This is a genomic window from Micromonospora rubida, assembly GCF_009908295.1.
Taxonomy (GTDB): Bacteria; Actinomycetota; Actinomycetes; order Mycobacteriales; family Micromonosporaceae; genus Micromonospora; species Micromonospora rubida.
On the sequence record NZ_JAAALO010000013.1, the window covers coordinates 69,438 to 84,690 of the forward strand.

General features: G+C 74.0%; 7 protein-coding genes and 2 tRNA genes. 7 read left to right on the plus strand and 2 right to left on the minus strand.

Annotated features, from left to right (window positions below; translation table 11 throughout):
* Positions 1 to 15: 15 nt before the first annotated feature.
* Together GVV04_RS29540 and GVV04_RS29545 are read left to right on the plus strand one after the other, a co-directional pair.
* On the plus strand, positions 16 to 2,394 hold the full coding sequence (locus GVV04_RS29540) for a hypothetical protein (protein WP_161692296.1): 2,379 nt from the start codon (positions 16 to 18) through the stop codon (positions 2,392 to 2,394).
* A gap of 361 nt (positions 2,395 to 2,755) precedes the next feature.
* Positions 2,756 to 4,753 (plus strand): tachylectin-related carbohydrate-binding protein, encoded by a 1,998-nt coding sequence (locus GVV04_RS29545; protein WP_161692297.1) that lies wholly within the window; start codon positions 2,756 to 2,758, stop codon positions 4,751 to 4,753.
* A 49-nt stretch (positions 4,754 to 4,802) separates the two neighbouring features.
* On the opposite strand, the gene GVV04_RS29550 is transcribed toward GVV04_RS29545, so the two are convergent.
* Positions 4,803 to 7,697 carry an AfsR/SARP family transcriptional regulator gene (locus GVV04_RS29550; RefSeq protein WP_161692298.1) on the minus strand — a complete coding sequence of 965 codons (2,895 nt, stop codon included), beginning with the start codon at positions 7,695 to 7,697 and terminating at the stop codon, positions 4,803 to 4,805.
* 264 nt (positions 7,698 to 7,961) lie between these two features.
* Between GVV04_RS29550 and GVV04_RS29555 the strand changes: the two genes are divergently transcribed.
* Together GVV04_RS29555 and GVV04_RS29560 are read left to right on the plus strand one after the other, a co-directional pair.
* Positions 7,962 to 11,336 (plus strand): BTAD domain-containing putative transcriptional regulator, encoded by a 3,375-nt coding sequence (locus tag GVV04_RS29555; protein ID WP_235967211.1) that lies wholly within the window; start codon positions 7,962 to 7,964, stop codon positions 11,334 to 11,336.
* Positions 11,337 to 11,529: 193 nt separating this feature from the next.
* Entirely contained in the window at positions 11,530 to 12,549 is a 1,020-nt protein-coding gene (locus GVV04_RS29560; RefSeq protein WP_161692300.1) for a ParB/RepB/Spo0J family partition protein, read from the plus strand.
* A gap of 66 nt (positions 12,550 to 12,615) precedes the next feature.
* Here GVV04_RS29560 and GVV04_RS34635 read toward each other — a convergent pair whose 3' ends face one another.
* Positions 12,616 to 12,855 (minus strand): DUF6458 family protein, encoded by a 240-nt coding sequence (locus tag GVV04_RS34635; RefSeq protein ID WP_161692301.1) that lies wholly within the window; start codon positions 12,853 to 12,855, stop codon positions 12,616 to 12,618.
* 207 nt (positions 12,856 to 13,062) lie between these two features.
* Between GVV04_RS34635 and GVV04_RS29570 the strand changes: the two genes are divergently transcribed.
* The 3 genes from GVV04_RS29570 (at position 13,063) to recQ (ending at position 15,228) form a co-directional block, all read left to right on the plus strand.
* A tRNA-Gly gene (locus tag GVV04_RS29570) sits at positions 13,063 to 13,135 on the plus strand.
* 62 nt (positions 13,136 to 13,197) lie between these two features.
* Positions 13,198 to 13,272 (plus strand) — tRNA-Val (locus GVV04_RS29575).
* Between the two features lie 120 nt (positions 13,273 to 13,392).
* On the plus strand, positions 13,393 to 15,228 hold the full coding sequence (recQ, locus tag GVV04_RS29580; RefSeq protein WP_161692302.1) for a DNA helicase RecQ: 1,836 nt from the start codon (positions 13,393 to 13,395) through the stop codon (positions 15,226 to 15,228).
* Positions 15,229 to 15,253 lie beyond the last annotated feature (25 nt).

A 15,253-nucleotide genomic window follows, 5' to 3' on the forward strand; every position in this document is an offset into this window, starting at 1 on the left:
CCGACAAGGAGTCAAATGTCCACAAAATACAGCCCCAGATCGCTCGGGGTGCGGCTGTTGGCGGTGCTGGGGCTGCTGCTGGCGGCGTCCGCGGTGGCGGTCGTCCGGCCGGCGCCGGCGTCGGCGGACGCGGCCGGGCTGGGCGGCGACTACGTCGCGCTGCCCAGCAACGCCGCGCTGCTCGACACCCGTTTCGGCATCGGCGGGCACACCGGCGCCGTCGGGACCGGCGGCGTGGTGACGTTCCCGGTCCTGGGTGTCGACGGCATTCCGTCCTCCGGGGTCAGCGCGGTCCTGGTCCGGCTGCTGGCTCCGGGCGGCACCGGCAACACCTACCTGCAGGCATATCCCGACGGCACCACCCCGAACGGGATCTCGATGGTCAACATCCAGCCCGGGGAGCAGATCTCCAACACCGCGGTCGTCCGCCCCGGCGGCAACGGCCGGATCGCCGTGCGCAACTTCGCCGGCGACTCGCACATCATCGCCACCGCGCAGGGCTACTTCCGCTCCACCGCCGGCGGCGGGGGCGGCGGGTTCGTCCCCGTCGCGCAGGACAAGCTGGTCGACACCCGGGACGGCACGGGGACGGCCCTGGCGAAGATCCCCGCGCAGGGCACCCGCACGGTGACGCTGACCGGTGCCGTGATCCCGAGCACCGCGACCGCCGTGCTGGCCGACGTCGTCGCGGTCAACGTGACCGTGTCCGGCTGGCTCGGTGTGACGCCGGCCGGTGGCGGCGCCCCGGGGCACTCGGCGCTCAACTTCGAGGCGACCGGGAACCACTCGCACGTCGTCTCGCTGCCGCTCTCCGCGGCCGGCCAGGTCACGTTCACCAACAGGAGCGGTGGCGCCGTCGACCTGATCGTCGCGCCGTACGGCTACATCACCGGCAGCGCCGGCGAGGGGGCCGGCTTCCGGCACCTTCCGGCGACCCGGCTGTACGACAGCGGAACCCCGGTCGCGGCCGGCGGCGTGGTCGACGTGCAGGTGGCCGGCAGGCTCGGGCTGCCGACCCGGGGGGTGGCCGGGGTGGTGCTCAGTGTGATCGCCTCCGCCCCGAGCGCCGCCGGCGGCGTCAAGGTGTGGCCGACCGGCGGCGCCGAGCCCAACGTCAGCCAGGTGCACGCACGCGCCTCCCGCGACACGGCCGCCCTGGTGATCGTCCGACCCGGCACCAACGGCCACGTCCGGCTCAAGAACAACACGGGCGGAACCGTCCGCCTCGTGGTGGACATTCAGGGGTTCTTCACCGATCCGATTCCGTCGGCGCCGGTGGAGTCGTACGCGGCGTCGGTGGGTGCGCAGGCCGGCCCGGCGGCGGGCGCGTCGTTGGGGATGGTGGAGTACGCGTACACGGACAACATCGGCCGGGTGCTGATCGGCCACCAGCCCGATGTGGACAACTTCGGCACGGTGCAGTGGACCGTGGTGTCGGGTAGCGAGGCGTTCTCGGGTCGACCGTCGCTGGGTGTGTCGGGCGACGGCCGGGTGCAGGTGGCGGCCCGTTACTCGGACTCGGACGTGTGGGCGCGCACGCAGACCGCGGTGGGTTCGGCGACGTGGGCCCCCTGGGCTGACTTCGGCGGTTCGATGGCCGCGGCCCCGGCGCTGGCGCTGCTGCCGTCCGGGACGATGGCGGTCTTCGCCGTGGACGTCGACGGCAAGCTGTGGGTCTACCAGCAGACCGGCACCGTTCCGGGCTGGCAGGCTCTGATCGACCGGGACTTCGTCGGCACCCCGGTCGTCGCGCAGACCCGCACCGGTGTGCGGTTGTTCCTTCGTACCGTGTCCGGCACGGTGGAGACGGCCGAGTACGTCGACGGCACCCTGTCCGGGTGGACGAACCTGGGTGGGACCGGCACCGGCGTGCCGGCGGTGGTGGTGTACCCGGGGTACCGGATGCGGGTGTTCGTGCGGTCCCTGAACGGGACGATCGCGACGAAGTACCAGGACGCGGCGGGGACGTTCCCGGCGGCCTGGACGTCGCTGGGGTCGTACGTGTCGGCGGGCGCGCCGGCGGCGGTGCTGGATCCCGTGCTGGGTCGTACGGCGGTGGTCACGCGTAGCCCGTCGGGCGAGGTGATGCTGTCGTGGGAGACGACGCAGGGTTCGGGGGCGTTCGGCGGTTGGTCGGCGGCGATTCCGGATCTGTTCGAGTCGACGGCGACGGATCCGACGATCGTGCCGGTGAACAACAGCGCGGGACAGACCTGGCTGATCCTGTTCCGCAACGCGAACAACGCGAGCCGGGTCTACGAGCGGCAGCCGGTGGCGGGCCTGGCCGCGGCGACCGGTCGGGACCGGGCGACCTCGGTGGGGATCGCGGGTCTCGGCGCGTCGGTCGCGCGTGGCGTCTTCGCCGCGCGCACCCTTCCGGCCCCGCCGGCGTAGCGCACCCACCGGGTGGGCGCGGCGTCGTCGCGCCCACCCGGTCGGCGTGGGCCGGAGTACGGGTCCGAGTACGGGATGTGCGGCGTCGCCGATGTCCCACCGGTACTGGTTAGCGTCACCCCGACGCCGTGACACGGCGGCGCGGAAGGGGCGCACATGCGATTCACAGCGGGCTCCGGAGTCCCACGATCGGTGGTCGGCTGCGGCATCGGTGACAGGAAGTGGGATCTGCTCGCCGTCAGCGAGGCCGGCACCACCAACTCCTCGTATTGAACAGTCGACCATATATCGGGTCGTCGCCGGCACCGTCCACCTGTGACGGGCGACGACCCGCATCGTCGGCATGATCGAAAGGATTGCCATGAATCCGTCACGATGGCGTGCCGGGCTGGCCGCCGCGCAGGTCGCGGCGCTGGCCGCGACCCTGCTGGCGATGGCCCAGCCGGCACCCGCGCGGGCCGCCGACACCGTGAGCTGCGTCGCCCAGACGTCGGTCTTCGGAGCGGACGCCGGCGGCACGATCTGGCGCTACGCCCTCAACGCGCCCGGCAGCGGGAACTCCACCTTCTCGGCCCCCTACTCCGGCGGTACGGGCTGGCAGACCTTCGGCCGGGTCATCGGCGGCCCGGGTGGCCGGGTCTACGGCATCAACGCCAGTGGCCTGTACCGCTACCGCTGGACCAGCAGCGGCTGGGAGATGACCAACGGCGTCGGCGGTCAGCTGATCAGCACCAGCTTCACCCAATATGCCACCGCCGGGTTCCGGGACAAGATCACCGTCGACGAGCGGGGCGACTTCTACCTCGTCGACGGCGAGGGAAGGCTGCGCGTCCACCGGTACGACGAGGCGGCGGGCAAGTGGATCTTCTCCGGCCGGCTGCTCGACACCGGCTGGGGTCGTTTCGACCTTGTCGTCGCCGCCGGCCCGGGTGTGCTGTACGCCCGGGACGCCACCGACGGCAGGCTCTTCCGCTACCGCTACGAGCCGGACAGCCAGCGTTGGCTCGAGTACCAGGAGGCCGTCGGCACCGGCTGGGACGTGTTCGGCAGGGGCATCTTCTCGGCCGGCGGCGACACCCTGTTCGGCCTCGACAACGGCGGGATCCTGTCGCAGTACCGCTTCCGCGAGGACGATCGCACCTGGGCGATCCACCGGCGGACCGTCGGCAACGGCTGGAACATCTTCAGCAACGTGGCCGCCATCACCGACGCCTGCACGCTGACCGCGTCGCACGTGCCGGCCCGGCCGGCGGTGCCGGTGGTCCCGCACGCGCCCGCGGCCGTGACGCAGGCCACCTCCAACAGCATCGAGCTCGCCCACTCCGACAACATCGGCCGGCTGTTGCACGGGCGGATGAATCCGGACAACTTCAGCTCGCTGCAGCTCACCGCGGTCTCCGGCAGCGAGGGGTTCAGCGGGGTGCCGGCGCTGTCCGAGACCACGCAGAACCTGGTGCGGGTCACGGCTCGCAACATCAACAGCGATGTCTGGACCCGCACCCAGTCCGTCGCCGGCAGCCCCGGCTGGGTCGCCTGGACCAACCTGGGTGGCCGGATGGCCTCCGGTCCCGCCGTGGTGCGACTGTCCGACGATCGTGAGGTGGTGTTCGCGGTGGACGCGGGCGGCTCCCTGTGGGCCCGCTGGCAGGACCCGGCGCACCCGGACCTGCTGGCCTGGCGCAAGCTCGGCGGCACCGGCCTGACCGGCACCCCGCTGGCGGTGCCGCTGGACGACGCGAGCGCTCTGGTCGTCGTCGCGGACAGCACCGGCACGCTGCGGGCGGCCCGGTACGCGGGCGGAACGCTGCAGGCGTGGGCCAGCCTCGGCGGCAGCGGCTTCACCGGCACCCCGGCCGTGGTGGTGCTGCCCGGCTACCGGATGCGGATCTTCGCCCGGAACGGCGCGGGCCGGATCATGGCCACGGAACGCCGCGTCGACGGCACCTTCACCGGGGCGTGGACGCCGGTCGGCGGCTCCGGCCCCGTTGCGGCGGGTGCGCCGAGCGCGGTGCTGAGCCCGGCCACCGGCCGGATCGGGGTCTTCGTGCGCGGCTCCGACGGCTACATCCACTACGCAGCCGAGACGACGCAGGGCAGCGGCGCCTGGAGCGACTGGATCCCGGCCCAGGACGCGTTCGAGACCTACGCCGCCGATCCGACGGCATTTAGCTTCATCAACGCCAACGGTCCGAATCTGGCCTACCTGACCCGGACCGCCGGCGGCACGCTGCGGCTGTACACCGTCCAGGAGCCGCTCGCCCGGGTGGGCGACGCCGGTCGGGCCCGTGGGGCCACCGGTTCCGTCCCGCGCCCGGTCTTCCTCCGGCACGTACTTCCCGATCCGCCTGCCCCCCGCTGATCGGCGGCCGGAGAGGGGGCGTGGGCGCCCCCTCTCCGGCGCACGGGGGTCATCGACCGAAGAAGCTCTCGTACATCGGCGAGCGGTAACCCGACAGCCGTCGCGGGTCCGCCGCTGACCCGGTGTCCGGCCGGTGTCCGGCCGGCGATTCCCCCTCGGCCGTGGTGGCCGCCACCATCGCGCGGGCGGCGACGGCCCGCAGATAGCGGTCGCCGATCCGGCTGGCGAGGTCGCGGGCCGAGACGGCGTCGTCGAGCGCCCGCCGAGGCCACCCACCGGCCAGCCGCGTGGCGCACCGAGCCAGCGCGGCCTCGCACTGGGTGGGCAGATCGCCGGTGGCGGCGGTGCGGGCGATGGCCTCGGTCAGCGTCCGCTCGGCTGCGTCATGGTCGCCGGCCCGGCACTCGAGCTGGCCCAACATGGCCAGAGCGGCGCCCTCCAGGCCGGTGGCACCGATGCGGCGGGCGATGAGCAGCGCCTCGCGAGCGCCGGCGAGCGCCTGCTCCGGCTGCCCGGCATCGAACTGCGCGTCGGCCATGTTGCTCAGGCTGCCGCCGACGTGAAGCGGTGTCCCGTGCTGTCGCCGCAGCGTCAGGGCCTGTTCGTGGCGGCGCAGCGCCCGGACCGGGTCGCCGGTGAGGTAGTGCAGGTTGCCCAGCGCGTCGAGGCAGGCCGACAGGCGCAGGTGATCCTGGAGACCCTCGGCCACCTTCGCGCCGGCGAGCAGATCCGCCTCGGCGCCGGCCGGGTCACCGTCGGCCTGCCGCAGCTTCGCCCGGTAGTAGAGGGTCACCGCGTACTCGGTGTGCAGCGCGAGCGCGGCGGTCAGGGCCAGGCCGCGATCGATCAGCGCGAGCGCCTCGGCGGGGTAGCCGCTGCGCCAGAACAGCGCGTAGCTCAGCCACGCCAGGCGCACCGCCAGGCGGGCCGGCTCGCCGCCGGTCTCGCTGGCCCGGGCCACCGCCGCCGCGATGTTGAGATGCTCGGTGTCCAGCCAGCCGCTGACCTGCACCGCGGTCTCCGGCCAGGTCTGCCACGGCCCGACGGCGTCGGGCAGCGGGTCGGTGGGGGTCCAACCGGCGTTGGCCAGGGCGGTGGCGCGCTCGGCCGCCACGATGTAGGTCTCGACCAGCCGCCGTAGCGCGGCGGCGCGATCGGCCCCGCTCTCGTGCGCCCGCGCCTGTTCGTACGCGAGCAGGCGCAGCAGGTCGTGCATCTCGTACCGGCCGGGCTGCCGGGGCTCCAACAGCCGTTGGTCGGCGAGGGTCTCCACCACCGCGTGCGCCTCCTCGGGCCCCCGGCCGAGCAGGGCCGCGACCGCGCCGACGCTGATCACGGCCAGCGGCACGGCGCCGATGAGCCGGAACGCGCGGGCGCACAGCCGCTCGTGTGCGTCCCCCTCGGACAGCGCCTCGTACGCCAGGCGCAGGGTGCGCCGGACGCCGAGGTCGTCGTAGGACAACTCGTCGAGGCGTCGGGCGGGGTCGGCGAGCCGGTCGGCGAACGCCGCCAGCGGCCAGCCGGGCCGGCTCGCCAGCCGGGCCGCGGCGACCCGCAGCGCCAGCGGCAGGTTGCCGCACAGCAGGGCCAGGCGGTGCGCGGAGGCGGGGTCGGCGGCGATCCGTTCGCCCGCACCGGCTCGGCCCAGCAGGTCGACCGCGTCAGGAACGGGCAGCACGTCGATCGGCAGGTGCCGCCCGCGGGGCAGGGTGGCCAGGTGTCGGCGGCTGGTGATGACGGCGGCGCTGGGCGGGCCCGCCGGCAGCAGCGCCGCGACCTGGGCCGCGGTGTGCGCGTTGTCGAGGATCACCAGGATCCGCCGGCCGGCGACGTACCGGCGGTAGACGGCGGTCGCCTCGGCCTCGTCGACGGGCGCCGCGCCGCCGGGTACGCCGAGCGCCCGCAGCAGGCGGCCGAGGGCGTCGATCGGGGGCGCGGCGGGTGCCGCGCCGCGCAGGTCCAGGTAGAGCACGCCGTCGGGGAAGTGTTCGGCGCTCAGGTGGGCCAGGTGCACCGCGAGCGCGGACTTGCCGACCCCGCCCGGACCGTGCAGCGCGATGACAGCCCCGGTGCCGGCCTCCAACTCCGCCCGTCCGGCCGCGATCTCGGTCGTGCGCCCGACGAAGGGCTCCACCGCCGGCGGCAGGTCGTGGACGGTCGAGCTGGTCGCCCGGGGCGGAGCCATCACCGGGCCGCTCGGATCGCGGCTGTGCAGGATGTCCTCGTGCAGCCGCCGCAACCGCGGCCCCGGGTCCAGCCCGGTCTGCTCGGCCAGCGTCCGCCGGGCAGCGCGAAACGCGTCGAGGGCACCGTTGATGTCGCCGAGGCGATACAGGCCCAGCATCAGCTGCTCCCAGGCGCGCTGGCGCTGGGGATGACGCTCGAGCAGGGCGCGCAGCCGCCGCACCGTCTCGGCCGGGGTGCCGAGCTGCAACGTCGCCTCCGCCAGGTCCTCCTCGGCCAGCAGGTGTCGCTCGGTCAGCGCGGCGACCCGACCCGCTGTCAGCGGGGACAGCGGCACGTCGGCCAGCGGGTCACCGCGCCACATGTCGACCGCCACGGTCAGCTCGGCCTGTGCCATCGCGGCGTCTCCGACGGCCAGGCAGGACCGTCCCCGGGAGACGGCGGCATCGAACCGATCCACGTCGCGCTCCTGCTGGCGCACCCGCAGCAGGTAACCGCCCGCGTCGGCGACGATCCGCGGTGGCGTGTCGGGGGCGTCCAACAGGCGGCGTAGGCCGAGCACGTAGGTGCGTAGGTTGGCCAGGGCGGAGGCCGGCGGCTCGTCGCCCCACAGTGCCCCGATCAGCTGCGCCGCCCCGACGACCTCGTTGGGCATCAGCAGCAGGGTGGCCAGCAGTTGTCGCTGTTTTCCGGAGCCGAGCGGCACCGCCCGGTCGGCGGCGCTCTCGACGGTCAACGGGCCGAGCAGGTTGAACCGCATGTGACACGATCACCTTTCGCGCCTGTGGCCGTTGCGCAGCGGTCTCGGCGGCGGTGCGCGGCATACCGTCCACCTCTGGATCACCGTACCGTCCTTCCGCCGCCCACGGGTTGCTGCCAGCGCACGCCCGGGCGACGGCCCGCCGTACCACCCGAAGGTGCCGTAGCGGCCGGGTATGGGGAGAGCCAGATTGAAGTACCGTCTGCACTGTGATCGATGAGACCTTCCATCCGGCCTGGCACAGACGCTGATCCGGTGTCCGACATGGCCGGTCAGGGGAGCGGCGACGCGTCCGAGCCCGTTTCGGCGCAGCTGCGCCGGCTACGCGAGCAACTCGGCCTCACCCAGCGGGACCTGGCGGTGTCCGCGAACGTCAGCATCGCGGCGATCCGCGACCTGGAGCAGGGGCGCACCCGGGTGCCCCGCGCCGCCACCCTGCACGCGCTCGCCCGCTACCTCAGCGCGGCGGGGGCGGACGACGCCGCCATGCTGATGCAGGTGGCTCCGGCGGCGCGGTCCCGGCGGGCGCACCCCCCACCACCGGCCGGTGCCCGGCCTCTGACCGTGGCGGTGCTCGGCCCGCTGATCCTTCGGCGCGGCGGCATCGAGCTGCGGCTCGGTTCGGCGAGACACCGCTGTCTACTGGCCCGGCTGGCCCTGGCCGGGGGCGAGGTGGTGGGGCGCGACGAGTTGATGGGTTTGCTGTGGGGCGAGGATCGCCCGCCGTCCGCGCTGAACCTGCTGCACAGCTACGTCGGCCGGCTGCGCCGCCTGTGGGGGGCGGAGGGGGCAGGCGTCCTGGTCGCTGCCGGCAGCGGATACCGGCTGGCGCTCGACGCCGACCATCTTGACCTGCTGCGCTTCCGTGAGCTGGCCGAGGCCGGCCACACCGCCGACGACCCCGCGCGGGCGCTGGGGCAGCTGCTCGCGGCGGCCCGGTTGTGGCGCGGCGAAACCGACGTGGAGCAGTTGCGGGGAACCCCGCTGGTCGCCGCCCTGTTCGAGCAGTACGCGACGCTGCTGTGCCAGGCCGCCGCGCTCGGCCGCCAACTGGGCGAGCAGGAGCAGGTGTTGCCGCTGCTGCGAGAGCTGGCGGAGCGGCTGGAGCTGTACGAGCCGCTGCACGCTGAACTGATCATGGCGGCGGCGGCGTCCGGACGGCAGGCCGAGGCGCTGGCCGCGTACGACCGGGTCCGCCGGGCACTGATCGAACAGCTTGGCGTCGATCCGGGGCCGCAGCTCCGCTACGCGTACGAGGCGGTGCTCCGGCAGCAGTGGCCGCCGGCCGTCACCCCGTCGCCCCGGGGGACCCCGATCCGGCAGGTGCCGGCGGGGCCGTCCGATTTCGTCGGCCGCGAGCGGGAACTGGATCGGATCGGCGCGGCGCTGGCCCGTTCCGGCCCGGCGTCGATGCGGGTGGTGCTGATCAGCGGTTCGGCCGGGGTCGGCAAGACAGCGCTGGCCCTGACCCTGGCGCATCGGCTGCGGGGCGAGTACCCGGACGGTCAGCTGTACGCCGACCTGCGCAGCGGCACCAGCGGGCCGGCGACGCCGATGGAGGTGCTGGGACGCTTCCTGCGCGCGCTCGGGGTGCCGGCCGGCCGGATAGGGCCGGACGAGGAGGAGGCGTCGGCGCTGCTGCGCAGCGCCCTGGCCGATCGCCGGATGCTGCTGGTGTTGGACAACGCCCGCGATGCGGCGCAGGTGCGGGCGCTCCTGCCGGGCCCGGGCGGCAGTGACGCGCTGGTGACGAGCCGGCGCAGGCTGCCCGACCTGTCGCCCTGGCTGATCGTCGACCTGGCGACCCTGTCCGCTGCGGACGCCGTCCGGCTGATGGATTCGACCGTGGGCGCGGGCCGGGTGTCGGCCGATCCGGAGTCCGCCCGGGAGCTGGCGGCCGCCTGCGGCCAGTTGCCCCTGGCGCTGCGCATCGCCGCCGGAAGGCTGGCCAGCCGACCGGCCTGGACCACGGCGGAGCTGGCCCACCGGCTGCGCGACGAGAACCACCGGCTGACCCAGCTGAGTGCGGGCGACACCAGCGTGCTGGCCAGCTTCCAGCTCAGCTACCAGGACCTGAGCGAGTCGGTCCGTCGGGCGTTCCGGCTGTGTGCGCTGCATCCCGGGGACGACTTCGGCGTCGAAGCCACCGCGGAGCTGCTCGGCGTGGGCCAGGTGGAGGCAGACCTGGTGCTGGGCGAGCTGCTGGACGCCAACATGCTGTTGCAGTACACCGCCGAGCGGTTCCGCTTCCACGACCTCCTCGGGCTGTACGCGGCGCGGCTGCTGGGCGAGGAGGACCCGGTCGACGCCGACGCCGCCCGGAACCGGCTGCACTCCTGGTCGCTGCGGACGGCCACGGAAGCGGTCGAACTGCTCAACCCGGGCATGGTGCGGCTGGTCGCCAGTTCCGGCGGCGGACCCTTCGCCGACCAGGAGGCGGCGCTGCGCTGGTTGGACGCGGAGGCCGGGGCGCTGCTGGCGCTGGTCGAGCGGGCGGCGGACGGCGCTCGGCCGCAGTTGAGCTGGCTGCTCGCCGACCAGCTACGCGGGTACTTCCTGATCCGCCGACACGTCGACCGCTGGCTGCGTACCGCCGAAGCCGGGCTGCGGGCCGCCACCGCGGCGGCCGACCGGGCCGGCCGGGCGGCGATGCTGCTCAGCCGTGGTCAGGCGATGTGGGCGTTGGGCCGGCACGCGCAGGCGCTGGCCGACTACCGGGCCGGCGAGCGGCTGTCCCAGGGCTCGGACTGGCCGGCTGCGGCCCCGTACCTGTGGCACAACATCGGCGTGGTGCGGGCCGAGCAGGGGCGCCTGGACGAGGCGGAACGCGGGTACCGGGAGGCGCTGCGGCTGTGCGGCGACCGTACCGAACTGGCGGCGGTGCGGGCGCTGGCGCTCAACGGGCTCGGCGCCATGTACGCCGATCAGGGCCAGCTGGCGGAGGCGGCGGAGTGCCTGCGCGACGCCCTGCGGATCAACGCGGCCGCCGGTCGGACGGCGTCGGTGCTGTCCACCCGGGGCAACCTGGGCATGGTGTTGCGCCAGCTCGGTCAGGAACGCGCGGCCGAGAAGCACCTGACGGCTGCGCTGGCCGGCTACCGGCGGCGGTCCAACATGCACGGAGAGCTGTCCACCCTGGACGAGCTGAGCCAGCTCCACGCGCAGCGCGGTGACGCGGCGCGGGCACTGAGCGCCGCCCAGCAGGGGTACGACCTCGCGGTGATCGTCCGGGACCAGCGGGCGCAGGCGGCGCTGTTGTGCACGCTGGGGGAGGCGCGTCGGGCCGGCGGCGACCCCGCCGGGGCGCTGCGCTTCCTGCGACAGGCGCTGGACATGGCACGCCAGAACGGCTATCCCTACTTCGCCGCGCGCGCACAGGTGGGGCTGGCCGTCGTACACCTGGGCCTGGGAGCGCACGGGCTCGCCCGAGGCTGCGCGGCGGAGGCCCGTGAGCTGGCGACGACGCACGACTTCCGGATGGTCGAGGCGGATGCGCTGGCGGCGCTCGCCCGCTGCCTGGCCGCCACGGACGCCGACGAGGCGCCGGCGACGGTCGAGGCGGCCGTCGCCGCGTACCGTGCGGCCGGCGCGCAGGTGCTGGCCGACCGCCTCCGGGACCTGCTGGCGGCAGGCCGCTGACCGTCGTCCTGGCCCGCCGGATCGGCGGAACGTCTCTCGGCGGCGCAGCCGGGCACGGCCGGGCCTGTGAGGGGCCTGTACTGACCTTGTACGGAGTTTGTATCTACCCGCGGCGATGTCGCGATAGCTTCTGCCTGCCCACCTGAGCTGGGCGGATGTTCGGGTGGCTGTCGTCCGATGGGGAGCAGAAGCGATGGGTCCTGCACCGGTGGCAACGATCGACGTCGTGGCGCAGCCCGCCGTGCTGGCGCAGAGGCGGATCGAGGACGTGCTCGAGCGTGTCCGCAGCGAGATCGAATGGGTGGATGTCACCCTGCTGCGGGATGGGCTGTCTCCCCGGCTCGGCGGGATCGACGGCCCGTACGTCCGGCACCTGACCGGGCTGATGGAGGAACTGCCGCCGCTGGTGGTGCACCGGGACACGATGCGCGTGATGGACGGGTTGCACCGGCTGGCCGCGGCGCGCGGCCTCGGTCAGCGGCAGGTGCCCGTGATGTACTTCGAGGGAACCGGCGAAGAGGCCTTCGTCGTCGCGGTGCGGCTCAACGCGGTCCACGGCAAGACGCTGCGCGCGGGGGACCGCGCGGCGGCGGTACGGCGCATCCTCGGCACGTACCCCCACTGTTCGGACCGCTGGATCGCCTCGGTGTGCGGGGTCGCGCCGCGCACGGTCGCCACGTTGCGGCAGGAATCGGCCGACGGCCGCCAGCAGTTGGACACCCGGATCGGCCGCGACGGCCGACGCCACCCGATCTCCGCCCAGGAGGGGCGCCGCGCGGCCGAGCAGATCATGCGCGAGGAGCCGGGGGCGAGCCTGCGTGTGGTGGCCCGCCGCGCCGGCGTGTCCGTCGGCACCGCGCTGGACGTACAGCGGCGCATGCTGGCCGCAGGCCCCGAGGGGGTCCGGCGCACCGACGCCGGGGCGCGGCAGTGGGTCGCGGGGGACGCCGGGCAGCCCGCCGTGCCGAGGATTCGCGAGCAGTTGGAATGGTTGACCCGGGAGCCGGCACTGCGCTACACGGATCAGGGCCGGGCGCTGCTGAGAATGGTGTCAGCCACGCTGGCCTTCCTCGACCGCTCCGGCCCGACGGCGGACGCGCTGCCGGCGCACTGCCGGCGCTCGCTGGACGCGGTGGCGCGGGCCTGCGCCGGCGGCTGGCTCGACTTCGCCGACCAGCTCGGCGACGAGGAGGCCCCGCCGCAGGCAGCCTGAACGTCGCCGAGCGAACGCCGTCGTCCACGCCGCGATGATCCATCGGAGGGCGGGGCCAGTCGCCACCTACAGCGGCGGGGTGACGTCCCGGCGCTCCTCGACCCGGCGGTACTCCACCGGCTCCGTGGTGGTGACCACCTCGCGGCGGCGGCCCCAGACCAGCGTGGTCATGACGAGGCCGAGCACGCCGGCGGCCATCAGGATCCAGCCGACGACGTCCAGGTTGACGCCGCCGAGGTTGGCGTCGAGCGCGAACGTGAGGATCGCGCCGACCGCGATCAGGAAGATGCTTGTGCCGATACCCACGACAGCCTCCTTCGGGGGATGCAGTGTGCTGTCGATGGAAGGAAGTACCCCGTGGGCGAACCGGGTAATCGGCCCACTCGGAGGTGGGCCGCGCACGCTCCCCCCGGCGGTGTCTTGCGGTGGCAGCCGGCCGCCGGTGGGCCGGTGCCGTCGGCGATCTTGTCGTCGGGTACAGTTCACCCCGTCGCCGAGAGTGTTCGGCGACACGCGGACGTAGCGCAGCTGGTAGCGCATCACCTTGCCAAGGTGAGGGTCGCGGGTTCGAATCCCGTCGTCCGCTCGCGATCCGCCCCGTCGGGGCCGACCGCCGCCGGCCCCGACATGTCCGGGCCGGCTGCCCGCGGGCGATTGGCGCAGTGGGAGCGCGCTTCCTTGACACGGAAGAGGTCACTGGTTCAAACCCAGTATCGCCCACCAGAACGCACGGTCCTTATTCCTCTCTCTCGGCCACCGGCCGGCCGCACCCGTCACAAGGGCGGCCACGCCCAGGTCGGCGTGGGGCGGGACGGTGTCGGGGAGTCCTCGTAGACTCGCCCGATGACTTCCCCCAGCGACACGCTCACCGAGACTCCGCTGGGCGTGCTCCGCCGGGTCTTCGGCTACGACGCCTTCCGCGGCGAGCAGCAGGAGATCATCGACCACGTGGTCGGCGGCGGCGACGCCCTGGTCCTGATGCCGACCGGCGGCGGCAAGTCGCTGTGCTACCAGATCCCCGCGCTGGTGCGCGACGGCGTCGCGGTGGTCGTCTCCCCGCTGATCGCCCTCATGCAGGACCAGGTCGACGCACTCACCGCCGTCGGGGTGCGGGCCGGCTTCCTCAACTCGACCCTCGACTTCGACGCCCGGCGGCGGGTCGAGGCGGCGTTCCTCGCCGGCGAGCTGGACCTGCTCTACCTCGCCCCGGAGGCGCTGGGCAGCCGCGCCACCGTCGGGCTGCTGGAGCGCGGCCGGATCGGGCTGTTCGCCATCGACGAGGCGCACTGCGTGGCGCAGTGGGGCCACGACTTCCGCCCCGACTACCTGGCGCTGTCGATGCTGCACGAGCGCTGGCCCGCCGTGCCCCGGATCGCGCTGACCGCCACGGCCACCGCCGCGACCGCCGCCGAGATCGCCATCCGGCTCGACCTCACCGGGGCCCGGCACTTCGTGGCCAGCTTCGACCGGCCCAACATCCAGTACCGGATCGCCCCCAAGCGCGAGCCCCGCAAGCAGCTGCTCGACCTGCTCCGGACCGAGCACCCCGGCGACGCCGGCATCGTCTACTGCCTGTCCCGGGCCTCGGTCGACAAGACGGCCGACTTCCTGGTCGCCAACGGCGTCTCCGCGCTGCCGTACCACGCGGGCCTGGACGCGGCCACCCGGGCGGCGAACCAGAAGCGGTTCCTGCGCGAGGACGGCCTCGTCATGGTCGCCACCATCGCCTTCGGGATGGGCATCGACAAGCCGGACGTGCGGTTCGTCGCCCACCTCGACCTGCCCCGCTCGGTGGAGGGCTACTACCAGGAGACCGGCCGCGCCGGCCGGGACGGCCTGCCGTCGACCGCCTGGCTGGCGTACGGGCTCCAGGACGTGGTGCAGCAGCGCAAGATGATCGACTCCTCGGAGGGCGACCTCGCCCACCGGCGGGTGCTCGCCGCCCACCTCGACGCGATGCTGGCCCTCTGCGAGACCGTGGAGTGTCGCCGGGTGCGGCTGCTGAGCTACTTCGGCCAGGACAGCGGGCCGTGCGGCAACTGCGACACCTGCCTGGAGCCGCCCGAGTCCTGGGACGGCACGGTCGCCGCGCAGAAGCTGCTGTCGACGGTGCTGCGGCTGCACCGGGAACGCAACCAGAAGTTCGGCGCGGGGCAGTGCATCGACATCCTGCTCGGCCGGCGCACCGAGAAGGTGACCCAGCACCGCCACGACACGCTGACCGTGTTCGGCATCGGCGAGGAGCTGAGCGAGGCCGAGTGGCGGGGAGTCGTCCGGCAACTGCTCGCCCAGGGCCTGCTCGCCGTCGAGGGCGACTACGGCACCCTGGTCCTCACCGACACCAGCGCCGAGGTGCTGGGCCGGCGCCGGCCGGTGCCGATGCGCCGCGAGGCGGCCCGGCCGGCGCGGACCAGGTCGTCGAAGACCCGCCCCGGCGTGGCAGCCGTGGTCGAGCTGTCCCCGGCGGCCGAGCCGGTGTTCGAGCGGCTGCGCGCCTGGCGGGCGGCGACCGCCAAGGAGCAGGGGGTGCCCGCGTACGTGGTGTTCCACGACGCGACGCTGCGCCAGATCGCCGCCGAACCACCGTCGACGCTGGCCGACCTGGCCCGGTTCAGCGGGGTGGGGGAGGCCAAGCTCGCCCGGTACGGCGAGCAGCTCCTCGCCGCCCTGGCCGGCTGACCCGACCCGCCCGCCCTGGGCCGGG

Coding starts and splice junctions, on each gene's coding strand:
- GVV04_RS29540 (WP_161692296.1), top strand. CDS start 16: ATGTCCACAAAATACAGCCCCAGATCGCTCGGGGTGCGGCTGTTGGCG.
- GVV04_RS29545 (WP_161692297.1), top strand. CDS start 2,756: ATGAATCCGTCACGATGGCGTGCCGGGCTGGCCGCCGCGCAGGTCGCG.
- GVV04_RS29550 (WP_161692298.1), bottom strand. CDS start 7,697: ATGCGGTTCAACCTGCTCGGCCCGTTGACCGTCGAGAGCGCCGCCGAC.
- GVV04_RS29555 (WP_235967211.1), top strand. CDS start 7,962: ATGGCCGGTCAGGGGAGCGGCGACGCGTCCGAGCCCGTTTCGGCGCAG.
- GVV04_RS29560 (WP_161692300.1), top strand. CDS start 11,530: ATGGGTCCTGCACCGGTGGCAACGATCGACGTCGTGGCGCAGCCCGCC.
- recQ (WP_161692302.1), top strand. CDS start 13,393: ATGACTTCCCCCAGCGACACGCTCACCGAGACTCCGCTGGGCGTGCTC.